The organism is Halalkaliarchaeum desulfuricum (assembly GCF_002952775.1).
GTDB lineage: Archaea > Halobacteriota > Halobacteria > Halobacteriales > Haloferacaceae > Halalkaliarchaeum > Halalkaliarchaeum desulfuricum.
In genome coordinates, this window is sequence record NZ_CP025066.1 from 2,617,747 (window position 1) to 2,632,269 (window position 14,523).

General features: G+C 63.2%; 15 protein-coding genes and 1 tRNA gene. 8 read left to right on the forward strand and 8 right to left on the reverse strand.

Going from position 1 to position 14,523, the window contains the following annotated elements; all coding sequences use genetic code 11:
• Positions 1-4 precede the first annotated feature (4 nt).
• Both AArcSl_RS13045 and AArcSl_RS17135 read left to right on the forward strand, forming a co-directional pair.
• Positions 5-1,516 (forward strand): hypothetical protein, encoded by a 1,512-nt coding sequence (locus AArcSl_RS13045; protein WP_133412167.1) that lies wholly within the window; start codon positions 5-7, stop codon positions 1,514-1,516.
• A gap of 103 nt (positions 1,517-1,619) precedes the next feature.
• Complete coding sequence (locus AArcSl_RS17135; RefSeq protein WP_193588469.1) at positions 1,620-1,760, forward strand: hypothetical protein; 141 nt, start codon at positions 1,620-1,622, stop codon at positions 1,758-1,760.
• A 182-nt stretch (positions 1,761-1,942) separates the two neighbouring features.
• On the opposite strand, the gene AArcSl_RS13050 is transcribed toward AArcSl_RS17135, so the two are convergent.
• The 7 genes from AArcSl_RS13050 to AArcSl_RS13080 form a co-directional block, all read right to left on the reverse strand.
• Positions 1,943-2,017, reverse strand: a tRNA-Arg gene (locus AArcSl_RS13050).
• A 49-nt stretch (positions 2,018-2,066) separates the two neighbouring features.
• Complete coding sequence (locus AArcSl_RS13055) at positions 2,067-2,498, reverse strand: hypothetical protein (protein WP_119820079.1); 432 nt, start codon at positions 2,496-2,498, stop codon at positions 2,067-2,069.
• Between the two features lie 28 nt (positions 2,499-2,526).
• Positions 2,527-3,030: a phosphopantetheine adenylyltransferase gene (locus AArcSl_RS13060; RefSeq protein ID WP_119820082.1), complete on the reverse strand. Its 504-nt coding sequence runs from the start codon at positions 3,028-3,030 to the stop codon at positions 2,527-2,529.
• A gap of 93 nt (positions 3,031-3,123) precedes the next feature.
• Positions 3,124-3,783 (reverse strand): helix-turn-helix domain-containing protein, encoded by a 660-nt coding sequence (locus tag AArcSl_RS13065; RefSeq protein ID WP_119820086.1) that lies wholly within the window; start codon positions 3,781-3,783, stop codon positions 3,124-3,126.
• Between the two features lie 91 nt (positions 3,784-3,874).
• A complete protein-coding gene (locus tag AArcSl_RS13070; RefSeq protein ID WP_119820089.1) occupies positions 3,875-4,954 on the reverse strand; it encodes a glutamate--cysteine ligase in 1,080 nt (359 codons plus the stop codon).
• A 99-nt stretch (positions 4,955-5,053) separates the two neighbouring features.
• A complete protein-coding gene (locus tag AArcSl_RS13075; RefSeq protein WP_119820092.1) occupies positions 5,054-5,701 on the reverse strand; it encodes a fibrillarin-like rRNA/tRNA 2'-O-methyltransferase in 648 nt (215 codons plus the stop codon).
• Positions 5,698-6,588, reverse strand: coding sequence for an NOP5/NOP56 family protein (locus AArcSl_RS13080; protein WP_119820095.1), 891 nt, complete (start codon positions 6,586-6,588; stop codon positions 5,698-5,700). The genes AArcSl_RS13075 and AArcSl_RS13080 overlap by 4 nt, the downstream gene beginning before the upstream one ends.
• A gap of 432 nt (positions 6,589-7,020) precedes the next feature.
• Here AArcSl_RS13080 and AArcSl_RS13090 point away from each other — a divergent pair, with 432 nt between their 5' ends.
• Both AArcSl_RS13090 and AArcSl_RS13095 read left to right on the forward strand, forming a co-directional pair.
• Positions 7,021-7,689 carry a protein-L-isoaspartate(D-aspartate) O-methyltransferase gene (locus AArcSl_RS13090; protein ID WP_119820101.1) on the forward strand — a complete coding sequence of 223 codons (669 nt, stop codon included), beginning with the start codon at positions 7,021-7,023 and terminating at the stop codon, positions 7,687-7,689.
• A gap of 69 nt (positions 7,690-7,758) precedes the next feature.
• On the forward strand, positions 7,759-8,511 hold the full coding sequence (locus AArcSl_RS13095; RefSeq protein WP_119820104.1) for a protein-L-isoaspartate O-methyltransferase family protein: 753 nt from the start codon (positions 7,759-7,761) through the stop codon (positions 8,509-8,511).
• A gap of 37 nt (positions 8,512-8,548) precedes the next feature.
• Here the strand turns inward: AArcSl_RS13095 and AArcSl_RS13100 are convergent, their stop codons facing one another.
• Entirely contained in the window at positions 8,549-9,070 is a 522-nt protein-coding gene (locus AArcSl_RS13100) for a DUF7382 domain-containing protein (protein WP_245883257.1), read from the reverse strand.
• A gap of 75 nt (positions 9,071-9,145) precedes the next feature.
• On the opposite strand from AArcSl_RS13100, the gene AArcSl_RS13105 reads away from it, so the two are divergent.
• The 4 genes from AArcSl_RS13105 (at position 9,146) to AArcSl_RS13120 (ending at position 14,496) form a co-directional block, all read left to right on the forward strand.
• Positions 9,146-10,306: an ATP-binding protein gene (locus AArcSl_RS13105; protein ID WP_119820106.1), complete on the forward strand. Its 1,161-nt coding sequence runs from the start codon at positions 9,146-9,148 to the stop codon at positions 10,304-10,306.
• Between the two features lie 41 nt (positions 10,307-10,347).
• Complete coding sequence (locus AArcSl_RS13110; protein ID WP_119820109.1) at positions 10,348-10,683, forward strand: hypothetical protein; 336 nt, start codon at positions 10,348-10,350, stop codon at positions 10,681-10,683.
• 88 nt (positions 10,684-10,771) lie between these two features.
• Positions 10,772-13,849: an FAD-binding and (Fe-S)-binding domain-containing protein gene (locus tag AArcSl_RS13115; protein ID WP_119820112.1), complete on the forward strand. Its 3,078-nt coding sequence runs from the start codon at positions 10,772-10,774 to the stop codon at positions 13,847-13,849.
• A gap of 266 nt (positions 13,850-14,115) precedes the next feature.
• On the forward strand, positions 14,116-14,496 hold the full coding sequence (locus AArcSl_RS13120) for a cyclophilin-like fold protein (RefSeq protein WP_119820115.1): 381 nt from the start codon (positions 14,116-14,118) through the stop codon (positions 14,494-14,496).
• Positions 14,497-14,523: the final 27 nt, after the last annotated feature.

The following is a 14,523-nucleotide window of genomic DNA, read 5'->3' on the forward strand; positions in this document are numbered from 1 at the left end:
CCACATGGCTGATAAGCGAGATCGAGATCATCCTCTCAGGGATGTGGAAGAAGCCAGTCAGCTTGATGAAAATCCACTGCGAAACTACATTGCAAACGAAACAACCGAAGTGAGATGCGAGATCTGCGGCAGGATCGAAGAATCGGAGGAAGGCCTTGTCGGTGTTCCATGCAGTCATGGCGAAAAACACGTAGATGAAGCCCTCGACATTGGTGATGGAGGATGCGTCTCCGTGACGGAGGTACTCTCATCCGAAACGCCTCGGCTCGACGATGTACCTGACAACATAGCAGAGACCCTCATCGAAACTGACCACTCGTACGTCCGAATCGATATCCTCGGGGGGGCCCTATCGGTTCCAGCGGAAGCATACACGTCAACCACGCACGATGTTCAGCTCAACTCGTTTTATGCATACTTGCGTGATGCTACGGAGGAAGACGGAGGGGGCTCATTCATGGGACTTCTCAAAATCTCAGAGCAAATGGCAAGACATCTCCAGATCGACAACGTTGGAGAGGACAAAGAGCCGCTCACTTCCATAGATATCTGGACTTCCAGACCGGAATTGGCGCTCGGAGATGAGTTGAAAGGATACAGAGACGCACCAAAGACCCAGGTCTTGTCTGCCCTTGGATTATCCGATGACGGCCCCTACATCCACCACCTCGAGGAGGCAATAAAAGAAGGTCACCCAGTGTCTCCGCTGAACCCGCCAAAGTTGCAAATCCACTACCCTACTTCAGAGCCTTCCCCGCGTTCGTATCGGTCTCACACCTACACGCACTCGAGATATGTCACGGAATCAATCGGACAAATTGCAGGCGTAGAACCCCTCTCTCGCTCTGAAGTTCCCGACTATAGCATTGTTGACGAAGAACCAGAAAAGAAAGGGCCAGAACCGCCGTACATCTCCCCCTTCGCATCGCACCCTACGATCGGTTGGGACACTCTCGAGTCGCTTGAGCCAACGGAAACCATCATCGACGCCCTGTATACAATAAACAAATACGCAAAAGAAGAAGCGGAGAACGGCACAAAATGTTACAAAAGTGGCGAGAAAGCTCGGGCGAAGGTTCACTCGGTGAGGAAAACTGCCCTGTATGCAGTGAAATCAATCGCCATCCACCGGCTTGTCAAAGCAGATCCCGACAACGTCACCGTTAAGAAGCATGAAATCGACGGTAACGAGTTTTGGTGTTTCTGCTTCGAGGCGTTTGGTCAGTCCTTCCATCAGCCAGTCGAAGCGGTCGTCTCGGACGCTATTGACACAATCGCAAACTCGGATGGAACAGTCGAATCCGACGACGCAGCTGAGATCGAGCTGAAATCTGACATTCCTGGAAATCTTGCAGATCTGGAATCGGCGCTGGAAACGCTCGCTACGGACCACGGAATTGATGCGAACGACTATCTGACCCAACACCGGGTAACTGAATCCACGGGCCACCTTCCATCCGAATTTGTTGAGCATTCAACTAAATTCGACATCGACATCAGTTCGCAATGGCTGTAATTTCGAGGAGTGGCGAGAAGGCTGATCCAGCACGGAATTGATCAGTTGGACGCCGATTCGTCGGGCCCAAACGAGTAATCCCGTTCGGAGGATCAATTCAGATATGGCTACCGAAGAGGGGACAGAAACATCTTCTCCGGTTGACGAGATGATGGAAGACATCCGTCGGGAACTGGTTAGGAGGGTCGCGGCTGAAGTTCGGAATATTAATCCGGACATCTACGACGGCCTTGAAAATGAGTAACTCGCTAGCGTTGCAATCGGCCATTGATTTTCTCTCTTGCCACCTGTCTGGACGTACGCGAACTCCCGTGGATATCACCCGCCGATATGCCTATCGAACGAAAGCAAATGCATTGTGATAGCAGAGAATAAAACACTGAATCTCGGCCTTCTACCCCATGATCTCGGGCGGTAACCCCACTATGGGCGCTGCAGGATTTGAACCCGCGACATCTTGGTCCGAAGCCAAGCACTCTATCCAGGCTGAGTTAAGCGCCCTTCGAAAGCCGATTGTAGACTCACCCGCTTAAGTTCCGCGGTTCACCGGCTACCGATCGGCAGTCCCCGGATTCGACTGCCGACGCTCTGCGGGATGTACCCGGCGCACGCCGCGACCGAGGGCCGTCCCAATTCCACCGACGACGATCCCGATCACTAGTGCGATCGAAAGCTCCCACGCAAGTTGACCCTCGGCGGGGGCCGCCGTCGGAACCAGCGGTGCAACCGCCCCCACAATAGAAACGGACCCGACTGCGCCGATTAGTGGAGCCACCGCGAGCAATACTGATCCTGCAACGCCGCCGTGGGCGTAGCCGTATCCCGCCGCTGCGATGGCTCCGAGAACTGCGAGCGCGAAAACCACCGTGTATCCTTCGGGGGTAAACCGAGCGATCGCTTCCGGAAGAGTAACCCAAACGGTGAGCCCAATTGCGATCGCCCAGACGAAGGCCCGTTCGCTTCCTGTCGTTCCGAACGTCATGTTCTGCTCCGGTTGGTATGAACTTCGTTCATTTCGCTGTCTCGTCCCGAGTCGCAGTCCGACCGTCGCGGTCGGGCGTGAGATTCCCGTGGCGGTCGATCTCGCCACGAACGATCCGCGTCGAGGAGATTCGTTCGCCGTCGTCGGCGGGGACGTGGTCGACCACCTCGATCTGCAGCGGCGGCAGCCCGCGCTCGACCCTGAGGTCGTTGATTCGCTTGCCGCCGTCGACAGTTTCCGGTGACACGATCAGCACGTCGAATCCCGGCTCCGTCGCGATCCCGGTCGGCCGTTCGAGCTTCCTGATCTCGAACTTCCGCCCGTGCTCCTCGGCGAGCGGTTCGAGTTCCGCTTTCAGGTCGCGTTTGCGTTCCTCGTACGGGCGAACGTAGCGATCGACGTGACGGGTCTGAGGTGCGAGCTCGTCCGACGTCAACCCGACGGTGACGTCCCCGAGTTCGAACGCCCGCCTGAATAACGCGAGATGGCCGTCGTGAACGGGATCGAAGGTCCCGCCCAGCGCGACGTTCATACAGGTGGGTTGACGCCGTATCCCTTAAATTGACGCATCCAGCTCAACGCGAGAAAATCGGAACGATCGCAGGGCGGCCTCTTCGACGTCGGTCTATTCCTCGTCGGGTTTCTCGCCGTTCTCGTCTTCAGGCTGCGTCTCGTCTCCAGCCTCTTCACCGTCCGTCTCCTCATCGCCGTTGTCGTCGTCTCCTTCGACCGTAATCCGCACCGGCTCGGAGTCTTCCCCCTCTTTTTCGCCGAGACGACGATCGAGGTTGAACACCGCGTTGAGCTCGGACTGGACCTGATCGACGACGCTGTGGACCAGTTCGCTCGGCGGGATCGCCTGGTACTCGTAGGGATTGTTGCCCGCGCCGGCGCTTTCGCGTTTCCGGCGCTCGACTGTTCCATCGTCGTGGAGCTCTGCCAGTGCCTCGCGCACCGTACTTGGATACAGTCCGGTCCCGTCGGCTACTTCCTCGCTCGTACTGTCGGGGTTCTCCCGAAGGTACACGTAGATCCGTGCTTTCGTTTCCGTTTCGAGGAGCCACGAGAGCAGGTCGACGATTCCGCGGTCGAACTCCTCGACCGCGCGATCGGCCTCCTCTTCGATCCGTTCGCGGGTCTTTTTCAACTCCTCTTTCGCGGTTTCGCTGGGCGACTTCTCGCCGTCATCAAACTCCTCGTCGAACTCGCCTTCCTCGCCTTCGCTTTCGAACTCCTCGTACTCGAACTCGTTGTCTCTGTCGTCGGGGGCATCTTCGGGTGTCATGTGTTCTGTGTCGTAGGTCAGAACCCTGCGGGCAAAAGAGTTTCTCGTCGCTTTCCCTCCGACGGGACGCTTCAGCGCCGACGAATTCGGGTTACCACTCCGAGAGCAAAAGCTTTCGACACAGTGCATCGACGCCCTCTTCCGCGTGGATGCGTCGCTGACGTGTCGCACCGCTTTCCCGATCGAGGACGTCGACGAGTCCGTCGACGCCGAGTCGATCGCACTCTCGGTCGACGAATTCCTCGAGGGTCATCGTTCCGGAGTCGGCGGTCAGGAACGTGGCGTCGTGGCCGTGCCGAAGCGCGCGCCACTTGTTCTCGTCGAGGAGTTCCCGCCGGATCTCCGTCCCCGCTTCGCCGTCCTCGTAGCGCTCTGCGAGGTCCATCACCAGAGCGTGGACGTATTCGGCAAACGCGAGGACGATTTCCGGGTCGCGCTGTCCGTCGGGTGCCCGCATCTCGACGGAACCGTGGCCGCTGTGGGGACGCACGTCGAACCAGAGCCCGCCCCGGTCCTCGATCGACCCCTCCGTTACCATGCGGCGTTCGAACCGCTCGAATGCGTCGTAGTCCTCGAAGGCGGTGGGCATTCCGGTGTTGGGCAACCCCTCGAATATCTTCGCCCGGGCCGACGCCAGCCCGGTGTCGTAGCCGTTCCAGAACGGGGAGTTCGCCGACAGCGCGAGCAGCACTGGGGCGTACCACCGGAGTTCGTTTGCGACCCAGACGGCCTTGTCCGGATCGTCGACGCCGACGTGGAGATGTAATCCGGCAGTGGTGTTGCGGTGCTGGGGGTACTGGATTCGATCCAGCTGCGCTTTGTACCGTGGCTTTTGCGTGTGGTCGAGTTCCCGCCACCGGGCCTCGGGATGCAGCCCGGCGCCAGCGATCTGGAACCCCTGCGATTCGGCGTGTTCGAGGAGCGCCGTCCGGACACGTTCGAGTTCCTGACTCGCGTTTGCGGGATCTTCGATCAGGCGCGTCTGCGTCTCGATCGTGCACTTGAACAGCTCGTGATCGATCCGACCGTCCAGCGCCTCCGGCGGATCCGTTTCGTAGACGAGTTCGTCCGTCCCGGATGTCGGACGTCCCGTCCCGTCGACGATAAAAAACTCCTCTTCGATTCCGAGAACGCCCATCCGATCGAAGGCGTCACGAGACCCGAGATCCATTACCCTCGGTTCGGGATGAAAGCCTAAATATGTCGTGAAGGCGGTCGTCCAGTCCGCTATACGGACCCGATTTTGCAGAAACTGCTCGGCGGCGCAGTCTCACCGTGGCCGGGCGACCACGCCCAGGTGATCCTCGTGATACGGCGCCAACTGTCGCGTCTCGAGCGTCTCGTACTCGCGTTCGAGATCGTCGAGAACGGACTCGAAGACAGCATCGGGCGTTGCCGTGACGTCCTCGCTTCTGGCTTTCACCGAAAGCAGGAGCCGCCCCTCGTCATGCAGGAACTGCCTGTTTCGGTTCGCGACGGCCGCCTGGCCCCGGGTCGCGACGTCCTGGACGACGACGTCGATGTCGGATTCGACGACGTGGGCGTACGTCTCCGGCTTCCGTGCGTCCTTCAACAGTGGAAAGAGGTTGTCACGACTCTCGACAACGTCCAGGAGGTCCCGCATCGGCCTCGCAGCGAACTCCACGGCGTACGTGGGACCCGCGAAATCCGCGACGTGGCTGACCGTCGTTCCGTTCGCCGCCCCGAGATACAGCACCGTATCGCTCTCCTCGAGTCCGGTCCCCATTCCGAGTTCGAGCATCGCCCCGAGTTTGGAGCGCCCGGCGTCCCAGACCCGCCAACCGTCTGCTGTCGGTTCCCCGTAGACGGGCTCCCCTCGCGTTGCGAGCCGTTCTGCGCCGTCGATCGATCGGCGCGTCACGCCCTCTGGCAGCGAATCGGATAACGAGTCAGTCATGCGCTCCCCCCGGAGGAACCGTCCGAACGACGTGCCCGGATCGTTTCGATCCGGTCGCGAATTTCCTCGTGGATCTCGGGACGGTACTCGCCGCTGTAGTGATCGATTCGGGCGGCGATGGCGAGTTTGCCGGCGAACGCGCGTGCCGCGGAGCCGCGGTCGTCCGGATGTGTCCCCTTGACGTATTCGTGCGTGTAGATCACGCCGTGTTTCGGCGAGGGCGCCCGCCCCGCGAGGTGGGCAAAGAGCGCGTCTTCGGCGCCGAGAAGCTGGACGGTGCCCGCTGGCTTTTTCGCCAGCGTCTCGAGCCCGCCTGCGAGTGAAATCAGCCGCGCAGCGAGCACCGGACCGGCCATCTCAGCGAGGTTCGGCGCGACCGCCGGCGCCTGGCGCTCGATGAACGCCCTGTGTTCGTCGGCCTCCGTTGCGAGATCGGCCGCGATCCCGGCCAGGGAGAGCAACCGCTCGTCTGCAGGGCCGTCCGGCTCCCGGTCCGCGAGCCACTCCACGCCGGCGGAGCCGTCCGGGACGTCGTCGAATCGGCTCCCCGCCCATTCGAGAACCCGTTCCGCGAGTTCGTTGGAGACGCGCTCGGCGTCGTCCATCGCGCGAACTGCCTGAACCAGCTGTGCGTCGTCGGCACGTTCCCGTTCGCGGACTGCCGCACGCGCGGCTGCAATCGTCGCGTCGTGGAGTCGGCGATAGTAGTCGTCCTCCGAGTCGGCGTAACCGGCCTCGATGGCGAGCCGCGGCCAGTCGGCCGGCTCTTCGGCGGTACCCTCGTCGATCGCGGTCCGGGCAGCCTCAAGGTCCGCCGGATCCAGGCCCGAAAACCAGCCTGTGTCCGGGGCGTCGGTCACGTCCGTCGAGTCGGTCGTGTCGGTCATTACGGTGCGTTACATCCCCTGGTCGTATATCAGTTGTTGGCAATGTGATCTACTTTACTCGGGTTGGAACGTGCAAACTACCGTTCCAGGCTCAGCTGATCCGGATTTATATGACGGACATCCCGCACCCGGACGCGTCGAGTGGGAAGGTGGTGTCACAGGGGGCAGACGAGAAGGTTCGGCTCGTCTCTTCGCCGGGCTGGAGCGGCTCGTCGTCGAGGGGGGAAACCGTCGAATTCTCGATCGTGACCGAACCGTCCGAGAGGTCAGTCCCGGGCGCAAACTGGTTTTTGACCGTTATGCGTGGTCTGTTCGAACCCGGGGAACGCGTTTCGGTCGTCGGCGATTTGGACGTTGACGCTCGACGCTCTCCCATCCACGCCCTCTTAAAAGGTGGGAAAGCATACGTACCCGGAACACGAACCAATCACCATGTTCGGGTTCAGGGACGACTCGAACGCCGTCGACGACGGCGACTTCGAGGCCGCCCGCGACCGGATGGTCGACCGGCTCGATGAGCGGGGTTCCATCCAGCGCTCGTCGACTGAGCGGGCGCTCCGGAACGTCCCTCGCCACGAATTCGTCCCCGAATCCCGGCGACGGAACGCCTACGCCGATCGACCGCTCCCGATCGGGCACGACCAGACCATCAGCGCGCCCCACATGGTCGCGGTGATGACCGATCTGCTCGAACTCCAGGAAGGCGACCGCGTCCTGGAGATCGGAACCGGCTGCGGCTATCACGCGGCCGTCGTCGCGGAGATCGTCGGCCCGGGTAACGTCTACACCGTCGAGTACGTCGAGGAACACGCAAGGGAGGCCAGGGAACGCCTCGACGCGCTGGGATATGACGTCCACGTCAGACAGGGGGACGGTCACCACGGCTGGCCGGAACACGCTCCCTATGACGCCGCCTACCTCACCTGTGCGACGCCGGAGATTCCGGACGCGATAATCGAACAGGTTCGGGAGGGGGGCGTGATCGTCGGACCAGTGGGTCGCGGCTATCAGGAACTGGTCCGGCTCCATGTCGGCGCCGATGGAGTCGACCGGGAGAGTCACGGCGGAGTTCGGTTCGTTCCGATGCAGGGTGGGAAGTAACGCGCTCGTGCGTTCCACCCCCGCCGGTGGAGCGCACAGTTCAAGAGGAACGGGAACAGAGTGCCGGGTATGGATCCCGCGGTGCTCCGGGACGACATGGTCGAGGGGCTCGAATACAGCCTCGACGAGCCGCTGGACCCGGAGGTCACCCGGGCGATGCGGACGGTTCCCCGACACGTGTTTCTGGACGCCGCCGCCTACGAGAACCGAGCCACAGAGGCGTACGGGACGCGGGTGCTCGCACCGAAGACGGCCGCACAGTTGCTCGACGCGCTCGCCGTCGACGAGGGCGACGACGTGCTCGTCGTCGGGGCTGGAATCGGATACACCGTGGCGGTGGTCGCGGAGCTGGCTGGCGACCGACACGTTCACGCCGTCGATATCGACCGCCAGGTCGTCTCAGCCGCCCGGTCGAACCTCGAATCTGCCGGATACGGCGATGTCCTGGTCGACCGCCGGGACGGCGCCGACGGCCTCCCGGAGTACGCCCCATACGACCGGATCCTCCTGGAGGCGGCAGTCGTTCGGCCGCCGAACGCGCTCCTCGAACAGCTCACCCCCGAGGGTACCATCGTGTTCCCCCGTGGAATGGGTAGCCAGCAGATCGTCGTTGGGGAACGTGATCGTTCGGCACCCGACGGCTACCACGTCCTCGACGAGTACGGCTTCGTCCAGCTCGGACCGCTGCTCGCGAAGGGTGAACGGCGAAACGGTCCGGCCCGGAACCGGACGGTTCGCGAGGACGCCGAGATCCGGGAGCAGGGCTACTTCGCGCCCAGCGGCTGGGAGTACGAGTGGGTCGACTGGGAGGAGCAGCTATAGCCCGTTTTATTGTCAAGCGATCCTGCACCCGACCGAATCATTCCGCAATTACGAGGATCTCCGTGTTCGACCGTTCGTCGGCGTAGTTCGATCCGGCGGGGGGTTTGATGTCGATCGTCAACGTTCCGTCGGGTTGGTTCGCCCGGAGTTCGGGATCGATCTCTACGGTCGCGACGCCGGTTTCGTCGGTGGTGGCGTACGCGACGCCGTCGTGACGCGCAGTTCCGCCGCGGATCACCACTGTCGCGTCCGCGACTGGCGTCCCGTCGGGATCGATCACGGTCACCTCGATCGACTGTTCGCCGGGCGTGACGATCTCCGGTTCGGGTTGTGCGTCGAGTTCGGTGACTGCCAGTCCGTCTATTCCCGAGAGCATCCCCATCATGACGCTGAGGGAGGCGACGCCGACCACGAGCGCAATGACGAGCCGGACGGGCAGACCCTCGATCGCGCGGCGATCCGACAGAAACTTCCGGTCGGTCGGTTCCTCGACGGAGTGTCTGTCGCTGTCGCTGAATGCGGTTGGGGATCGCCTCGAGGGTGAGGCCTGTTCGGTCATGACCTGGGTTGTCCCCGCTTTCCCATTTGAATCCCCGGACGCGGCCTTATATATCAGAGCGCGGCACGTCTCCCCGTGCACGTTCTCGGACGGGACGGTGAGGGAACCGATCGCCCGACGGCGACGCTCGGCCGGTTTCTGGCCAGGGACGGAAGCACCGGTGCGCCTGTCGAACTCGACATCGACACCCCGCATGCCGGTCTCGTCGTCGGAAAGCGAGGGAGTGGAAAGTCGTACACGCTCGGCGTCCTGGCGGAGGCGCTCGCGGAGACGCCGGGCGTGACGCCGATCGTGGCCGATCCGATGGGTGCTTTCGAGGGGCTGATCGACGACCAGTCGGACGGTTCCATCGGAGACAGGAAGGGGAACGGTTCGTCCTCGACGGCCGAGGGAGGGGTCAGGGTTGTGTCCGACCCCCGAGTCCCGGCAGACGCGCTCCCCCCGCGGATCTGGCCGGAGCTGTTCGGGATCGAGCCGACCTCGGCAGCCGGAAGTCTCCTGTGGCGCGTCGCCGAACGGCGCTCCACACTCGCTGAAATGCTCGCGGCCGTCGATGACGGGGTCGACCAGACCGTCGCGGACGGGGGCGACCAACCCGTCGCCGACGGGACTGCCCCAACCGTCGCCGACGCGCGCCCCGAAACCCGGCGTGCGGTACGGAACTACCTCCGGCTCGCGCAATCGTGGGGCGTGTTCGATCCCGATGGGCTCTCGTCTGAAACCCTGTTGTCGGCCGATGCGACGGTTATCGACCTCTCGGGAATACCCGACGCCCCGATGGGGGTGCTCCTCCGATCGATCGCGACGGGACTGTACGAAACGTGTCTTGCCGGCCGTCCCGACCGGCTGCCGTGGCTCCTCGCCGACGAGGCTCACGTCGCGTTCGACAGTGTCGCCGCCCCGGCACTGAAGATACTTTCGACCCGCGGCCGCACACCGGGGGTGAGCTTCGTCGCCGCCACGCAGCGTCCGGGCGCGATACCGCCGGTCGTCGTTTCACAGGCGGACATGATCGTCGCCCACCAGCTCACCGCCGAAGACGACCTCGCGGCGCTGTCGGCTGCTTCCCCGACGTATCTCGCCGGTGACGTGCGCGAAAAACTTCCCCGAACGACCGGCACCGCGCTCGTGATCGACGACGCCACCGAGAGCGCCCACACCGTCGCGATCCGGAACAGACGGACCTCCCACGGTGGTGGCTCCCCGCGGGTGAGCGGTTCCGACGGCGATAGCTGAGAGGCGACAGCTAAAGGAGGCTCGCACACGTACGGGAATCGATGAGCGAGCGGACGCACGACCGCCCGGACGAACCGTCGGAGTCCACGGCCGATGGAACGACGACCGCTGTCGAGGAGTCGCGACCGGCCGAGGAGTCGCCGTCGCTGGAGGATCTCACACTTCCCGAACGCGTACTCCTCGCGGCGATCCAGGATCCGGTTCGCGGAGTCGTCGTCGTCGTCCTGCTTTTGTTTGCAATTTCGTTTCTGATCGCGCTTGCGTTCATCTATCCACTCGTTGCAGCCGCGTTCTTCCTGTTTTCCGCGATCGTCCTCCTCGCGTTCGTCGGCTACGGAATTCGGCAGTTTCGGGCCCGGGAACGGCCAGAGCAATAGCCGGATCGGCACTGACCATCCCTCGATTTCTCCGGCCAGCGACCCCAGGTAGCAAAGACCTTATCACCTCAATGATCGATCATCCAATATGGCTGTGGACGACACACAGACGGGGACGGGCGACCGGGCATCGTCAGTCACGAAGTGGGACGATCTGGATACGTCGGCAGCTGCGCTCGGACACGATCGGCCGGACGTGCCGGCGTACCGGGCGCTGGCGTCGGATCTCAGGAACCGGGTGGCCGGTGACGTCGCGTTCGACGAGTACGCCCAGGTCCTGTACGCGAGCGACGGGAGCATCTACGAGGCGCTCCCCGCCGGGGTCGTCGTTCCGAAATCCGTCGACGACGTACAGGCGACCCTCGAGGTCGCCGCCGAACACGAGGTGCCGGTTCTTCCCCGCGGGGCGGGATCGTCGCTCGCCGGACAGACGGTCGGACCGGGCTGTGTCGTTCTGGACTTCACCCAGTACATGGACGAAATCCTCGAGGTCGATCCCGAGAACCGACGGGCGGTGGTCGAGGCGGGCGTCGTCCAGGATCGGCTCGACGAAAGGCTGGTGGAACACGGACTGAAGTTCGCTCCCGATCCGGCGTCCTCGGGCCGGGCGACCGTCGTCGGCGGGATCGGCAACAACTCCACCGGGGCACACTCGGTCCGGTACGGCATCACCGACGCGTACACGGAGGAACTGGACGTCGTGCTTGCGGACGGCTCCCTGATCCACACCAGGGAGATCGTGCTCGACTCACCCGAGTGGGAGGAGGTCACGGACGGCGACAGTCTCGAAGCGGAACTGTACAGAACTGTCCGCCGGGCGGTCGAAGACAACCGCGAGGAGATCGACTCCCGGTATCCGGAACTGAAACGGTGTGTCTCCGGGTACAATCTCCACAAGGTGATCTACGAGAACGACGACGGGGAGGAGGTCATTAACCTCTCGAAGCTGTTCGTCGGTTCCGAGGGGACGCTCGGGGTGATCGTCCGCGCGGAGGTGTCGCTGGTCACTCGCCCGGAGGAGACGGCGCTCGCACTCTACTGCTTCGACGACCTGGTCGACTCGATGAAGGCGGTCCCGGAGGCGCTGGACTACCCCGTGAGCGCGGTGGAACTGATGGACGAGGAGGTGTTCCGGCTCGCAAGCGAGTCCGAGGAGTTCGCACAGTACGCAGAGCCGCTCCCGGAGGGAGCAACCGCCGCACTCATGCTGGAGTGGGATTCGGAGCTCGTCGACGACTTCGAGGCGGCAGTCGCCGACACGAACGCGCACTTCGTCGAGGAGGGTGACGCCTTCGATGTCCTCGAGGCGTACTCCGACGAGGAGCAGGGCAAACTGTGGAAGCTTCGCAAGGCGGCGATTCCGCTGTTGATGAGCCTCGAGGGTGACCCGAAACCCTACCCGTTCATCGAGGACGCAACGGTCCCGCCGGCGGAGCTCGCGGAGTACGTCCAGGGCTTTCAGGAAATTCTCACGGCCCACGACACGTCGGCTGCGCACTTCGCTCACGCCGGTTCCGGGACGCTTCACATCCGACCGATCCTCAATCTCAAGAAGGAGGAAGGCGTCGAAAAGATGCACTCGATCGCCGACGACGTCACCGATCTCGTGCTGGAGCACCACGGGGCGTTCTCGGGCGAACACGGGGACGGCCTCGCCCGAACGGAGTTCAACCCCAAGATGTACGGGGAGGATCTGTGGGCTGCGTTCCAGGAGGTCAAAAGCGCCGCCGACCCCGAGTGGCGGATGAACCCCGGCAAAGTCGTGTACGTCGACGACGAAACCGCCGAAGAACGTGGCTACCCCGACTCGGCGGCGTCGACGGACATGCGGGAGAACCTCCGATACGGCCCGGAATATCGGAGCCTGGAGCCGCAGACGACGCTGGATTTCGAGGACGACGGCGGCTTTTCCCACCTCGTGGAGCTTTGCAACGGCTGTGGCACCTGCCGGGAGACGCACTCGGACGTGATGTGTCCGACCTACCGCGCCTCTCGGGAGGAGATCCAGTCTACCCGCGGACGGGCGAACCTGCTCCGGGCGGCGATCTCGGGGGAACTCTCCGAAGAGGAGATCCACTCGGATCGGTTCCAGGAGGAGGTGCTCAAGCTCTGTATCGGCTGCAAGGGCTGTAAAAGCGACTGCCCGACCGGCGTCGACATGGCGAAGCTGAAAACGGAACTGAAACACCAGCACCACGAACGGGATGGCGCCGATCTGCGCGAACGGCTGTTCCGCGACATCGACCGATGGTCGCAGCTAGGGAGTCGGTTCGCCCTGCTTTCGAATCTGGGACAGAAGCTGCCGGGATCCCGCACTGTGCTGTCGAAAGCGCTCGGGATCGCGTCCGACCGAGAGCTCCCTCCGTTCAAAAGCGAGAGCCTGGAGGACTGGTTCGAATCCCGCGGCGGCTGTCGGGTTCCGGAGTCGGAGGCGACCGACCGGGTCGTCCTCTTCCCAGACACCTATACTAACTACAGCTATCCGTCGGCCGGAAAGGCCGCAGTCGAAGTGCTCGAGACGGCCGGCGTCCACATCGAAATACCGGATGGACTCGCTGCCTCCGGTCGCGCGGCGTTCTCGCAGGGATTCCTCGATGAAGTGTGCGAACGGGCAGAGACCAACGTGAGTTTGCTCGCGCCATACGTCGAGGACGGCCGGTCGATCGTGTTCACCGAACCGTCCGACGCCGTGATGTTCCAGGACGAGTACCTCGATCTGCTCTCCGGGCCCGAGGTCGAAGCGGTCTCGGCCGCCTCGTACGGCGTCCTGGAATATCTGGACGTCGCCCGAGTTGACGAACGGCTCTCCTTCGACGCCCCCGACGAACATCTCACCTATCACGGGCACTGCAACCAGAAGGCGACGAACAAGGACCACCACGCGGTGGGCGTCCTGCGGCGGGCCGGCTACGAGGTGGATCCGCTCGATTCCGGATGTTGTGGGATGGCAGGCTCATTCGGCTACGAGTCGGAGCATTACGAGCTTTCAAAGGCGATCGGGCGAATACTCTTCGGGCAGGTCGACGAGAGCCCCGGCGAGGAGGTCACCGCTCCGGGTGCATCGTGTCGCTCACAGCTCGGCGATCGGCCGGGCGCCGATCACCCGCCCCATCCGATCGAAAAGGTGGCCAGGGCGGCAACGGGGCCGGCTGAACCTGCAGACTGATCGACGGTTCGGTCGATCCATTCGGACGATCCAGGATCCGGCGACTGTTTCGTCAGCGAATTCCAGCTTTCTGGCATGGACGGCGTCGAATTCCTTCGGGAACTGAACCGCAGATATCCGGAGCTATCTCCCCCGTTCGTCCTGTTTCTGGAGGAGGGTTCCGAAGAAGTCGCGGCTCAAGAGTTCGAGCGGCGGGGCACGCTTCGAGTTCCGGGGCGTCACCTGGGAGGGAAAAAGGGACGGTCCAGGGGAACCGAAGTGAGGGTATGGCTCCGCACGATCTCTCGATCGCGATCGACGGGCGCGAACTCGCTGCCGACTGGACCGACGACGCTCCGGAGACGCGGGCGGCGATCGCCGACGCGCTTCCGGTTTCCGGCGACGCTGCCAGGTGGGGTGACGAACTGTACTTCGAGGTCCCGGTGGACGTTCCCGCCGAAAACGCCCGAGCGGAGGTTCCGGTCGGCGCGGTCGCCTACTGGCCGCAGGGGAACGCACTGTGTCTGTTCTGGGGGAAAACACCCGCAAGCCACGGGTCCGAGCCTCGGGCTGCCTCGCCGGTGAACGTCGTCGCTCAAATCGAGGACGTGTCGCAGTTGTCCGATCTCGATGGCGGGGCGACGGTACGGGTCGAAACTGCCGACTGATCTCGGGCGCTCACGCCCGCTTCCAGG

What these genes read in the sequence shown, in the direction of transcription:
- AArcSl_RS13045 (WP_133412167.1), top strand. Translation starts at nt 5, where the DNA reads ATGGCTGATAAGCGAGATCGAGATCATCCTCTCAGGGATGTGGAAGAA.
- AArcSl_RS17135 (WP_193588469.1), top strand. Translation starts at nt 1,620, where the DNA reads ATGGCTACCGAAGAGGGGACAGAAACATCTTCTCCGGTTGACGAGATG.
- AArcSl_RS13055 (WP_119820079.1), bottom strand. Translation starts at nt 2,498, where the DNA reads ATGACGTTCGGAACGACAGGAAGCGAACGGGCCTTCGTCTGGGCGATC.
- AArcSl_RS13060 (WP_119820082.1), bottom strand. Translation starts at nt 3,030, where the DNA reads ATGAACGTCGCGCTGGGCGGGACCTTCGATCCCGTTCACGACGGCCAT.
- AArcSl_RS13065 (WP_119820086.1), bottom strand. Translation starts at nt 3,783, where the DNA reads ATGACACCCGAAGATGCCCCCGACGACAGAGACAACGAGTTCGAGTAC.
- AArcSl_RS13070 (WP_119820089.1), bottom strand. Translation starts at nt 4,954, where the DNA reads ATGGATCTCGGGTCTCGTGACGCCTTCGATCGGATGGGCGTTCTCGGA.
- AArcSl_RS13075 (WP_119820092.1), bottom strand. Translation starts at nt 5,701, where the DNA reads ATGACTGACTCGTTATCCGATTCGCTGCCAGAGGGCGTGACGCGCCGA.
- AArcSl_RS13080 (WP_119820095.1), bottom strand. Translation starts at nt 6,588, where the DNA reads ATGACCGACACGACCGACTCGACGGACGTGACCGACGCCCCGGACACA.
- AArcSl_RS13090 (WP_119820101.1), top strand. Translation starts at nt 7,021, where the DNA reads ATGTTCGGGTTCAGGGACGACTCGAACGCCGTCGACGACGGCGACTTC.
- AArcSl_RS13095 (WP_119820104.1), top strand. Translation starts at nt 7,759, where the DNA reads ATGGATCCCGCGGTGCTCCGGGACGACATGGTCGAGGGGCTCGAATAC.
- AArcSl_RS13100 (WP_245883257.1), bottom strand. Translation starts at nt 9,070, where the DNA reads ATGACCGAACAGGCCTCACCCTCGAGGCGATCCCCAACCGCATTCAGC.
- AArcSl_RS13110 (WP_119820109.1), top strand. Translation starts at nt 10,348, where the DNA reads ATGAGCGAGCGGACGCACGACCGCCCGGACGAACCGTCGGAGTCCACG.
- AArcSl_RS13115 (WP_119820112.1), top strand. Translation starts at nt 10,772, where the DNA reads ATGGCTGTGGACGACACACAGACGGGGACGGGCGACCGGGCATCGTCA.
- AArcSl_RS13120 (WP_119820115.1), top strand. Translation starts at nt 14,116, where the DNA reads ATGGCTCCGCACGATCTCTCGATCGCGATCGACGGGCGCGAACTCGCT.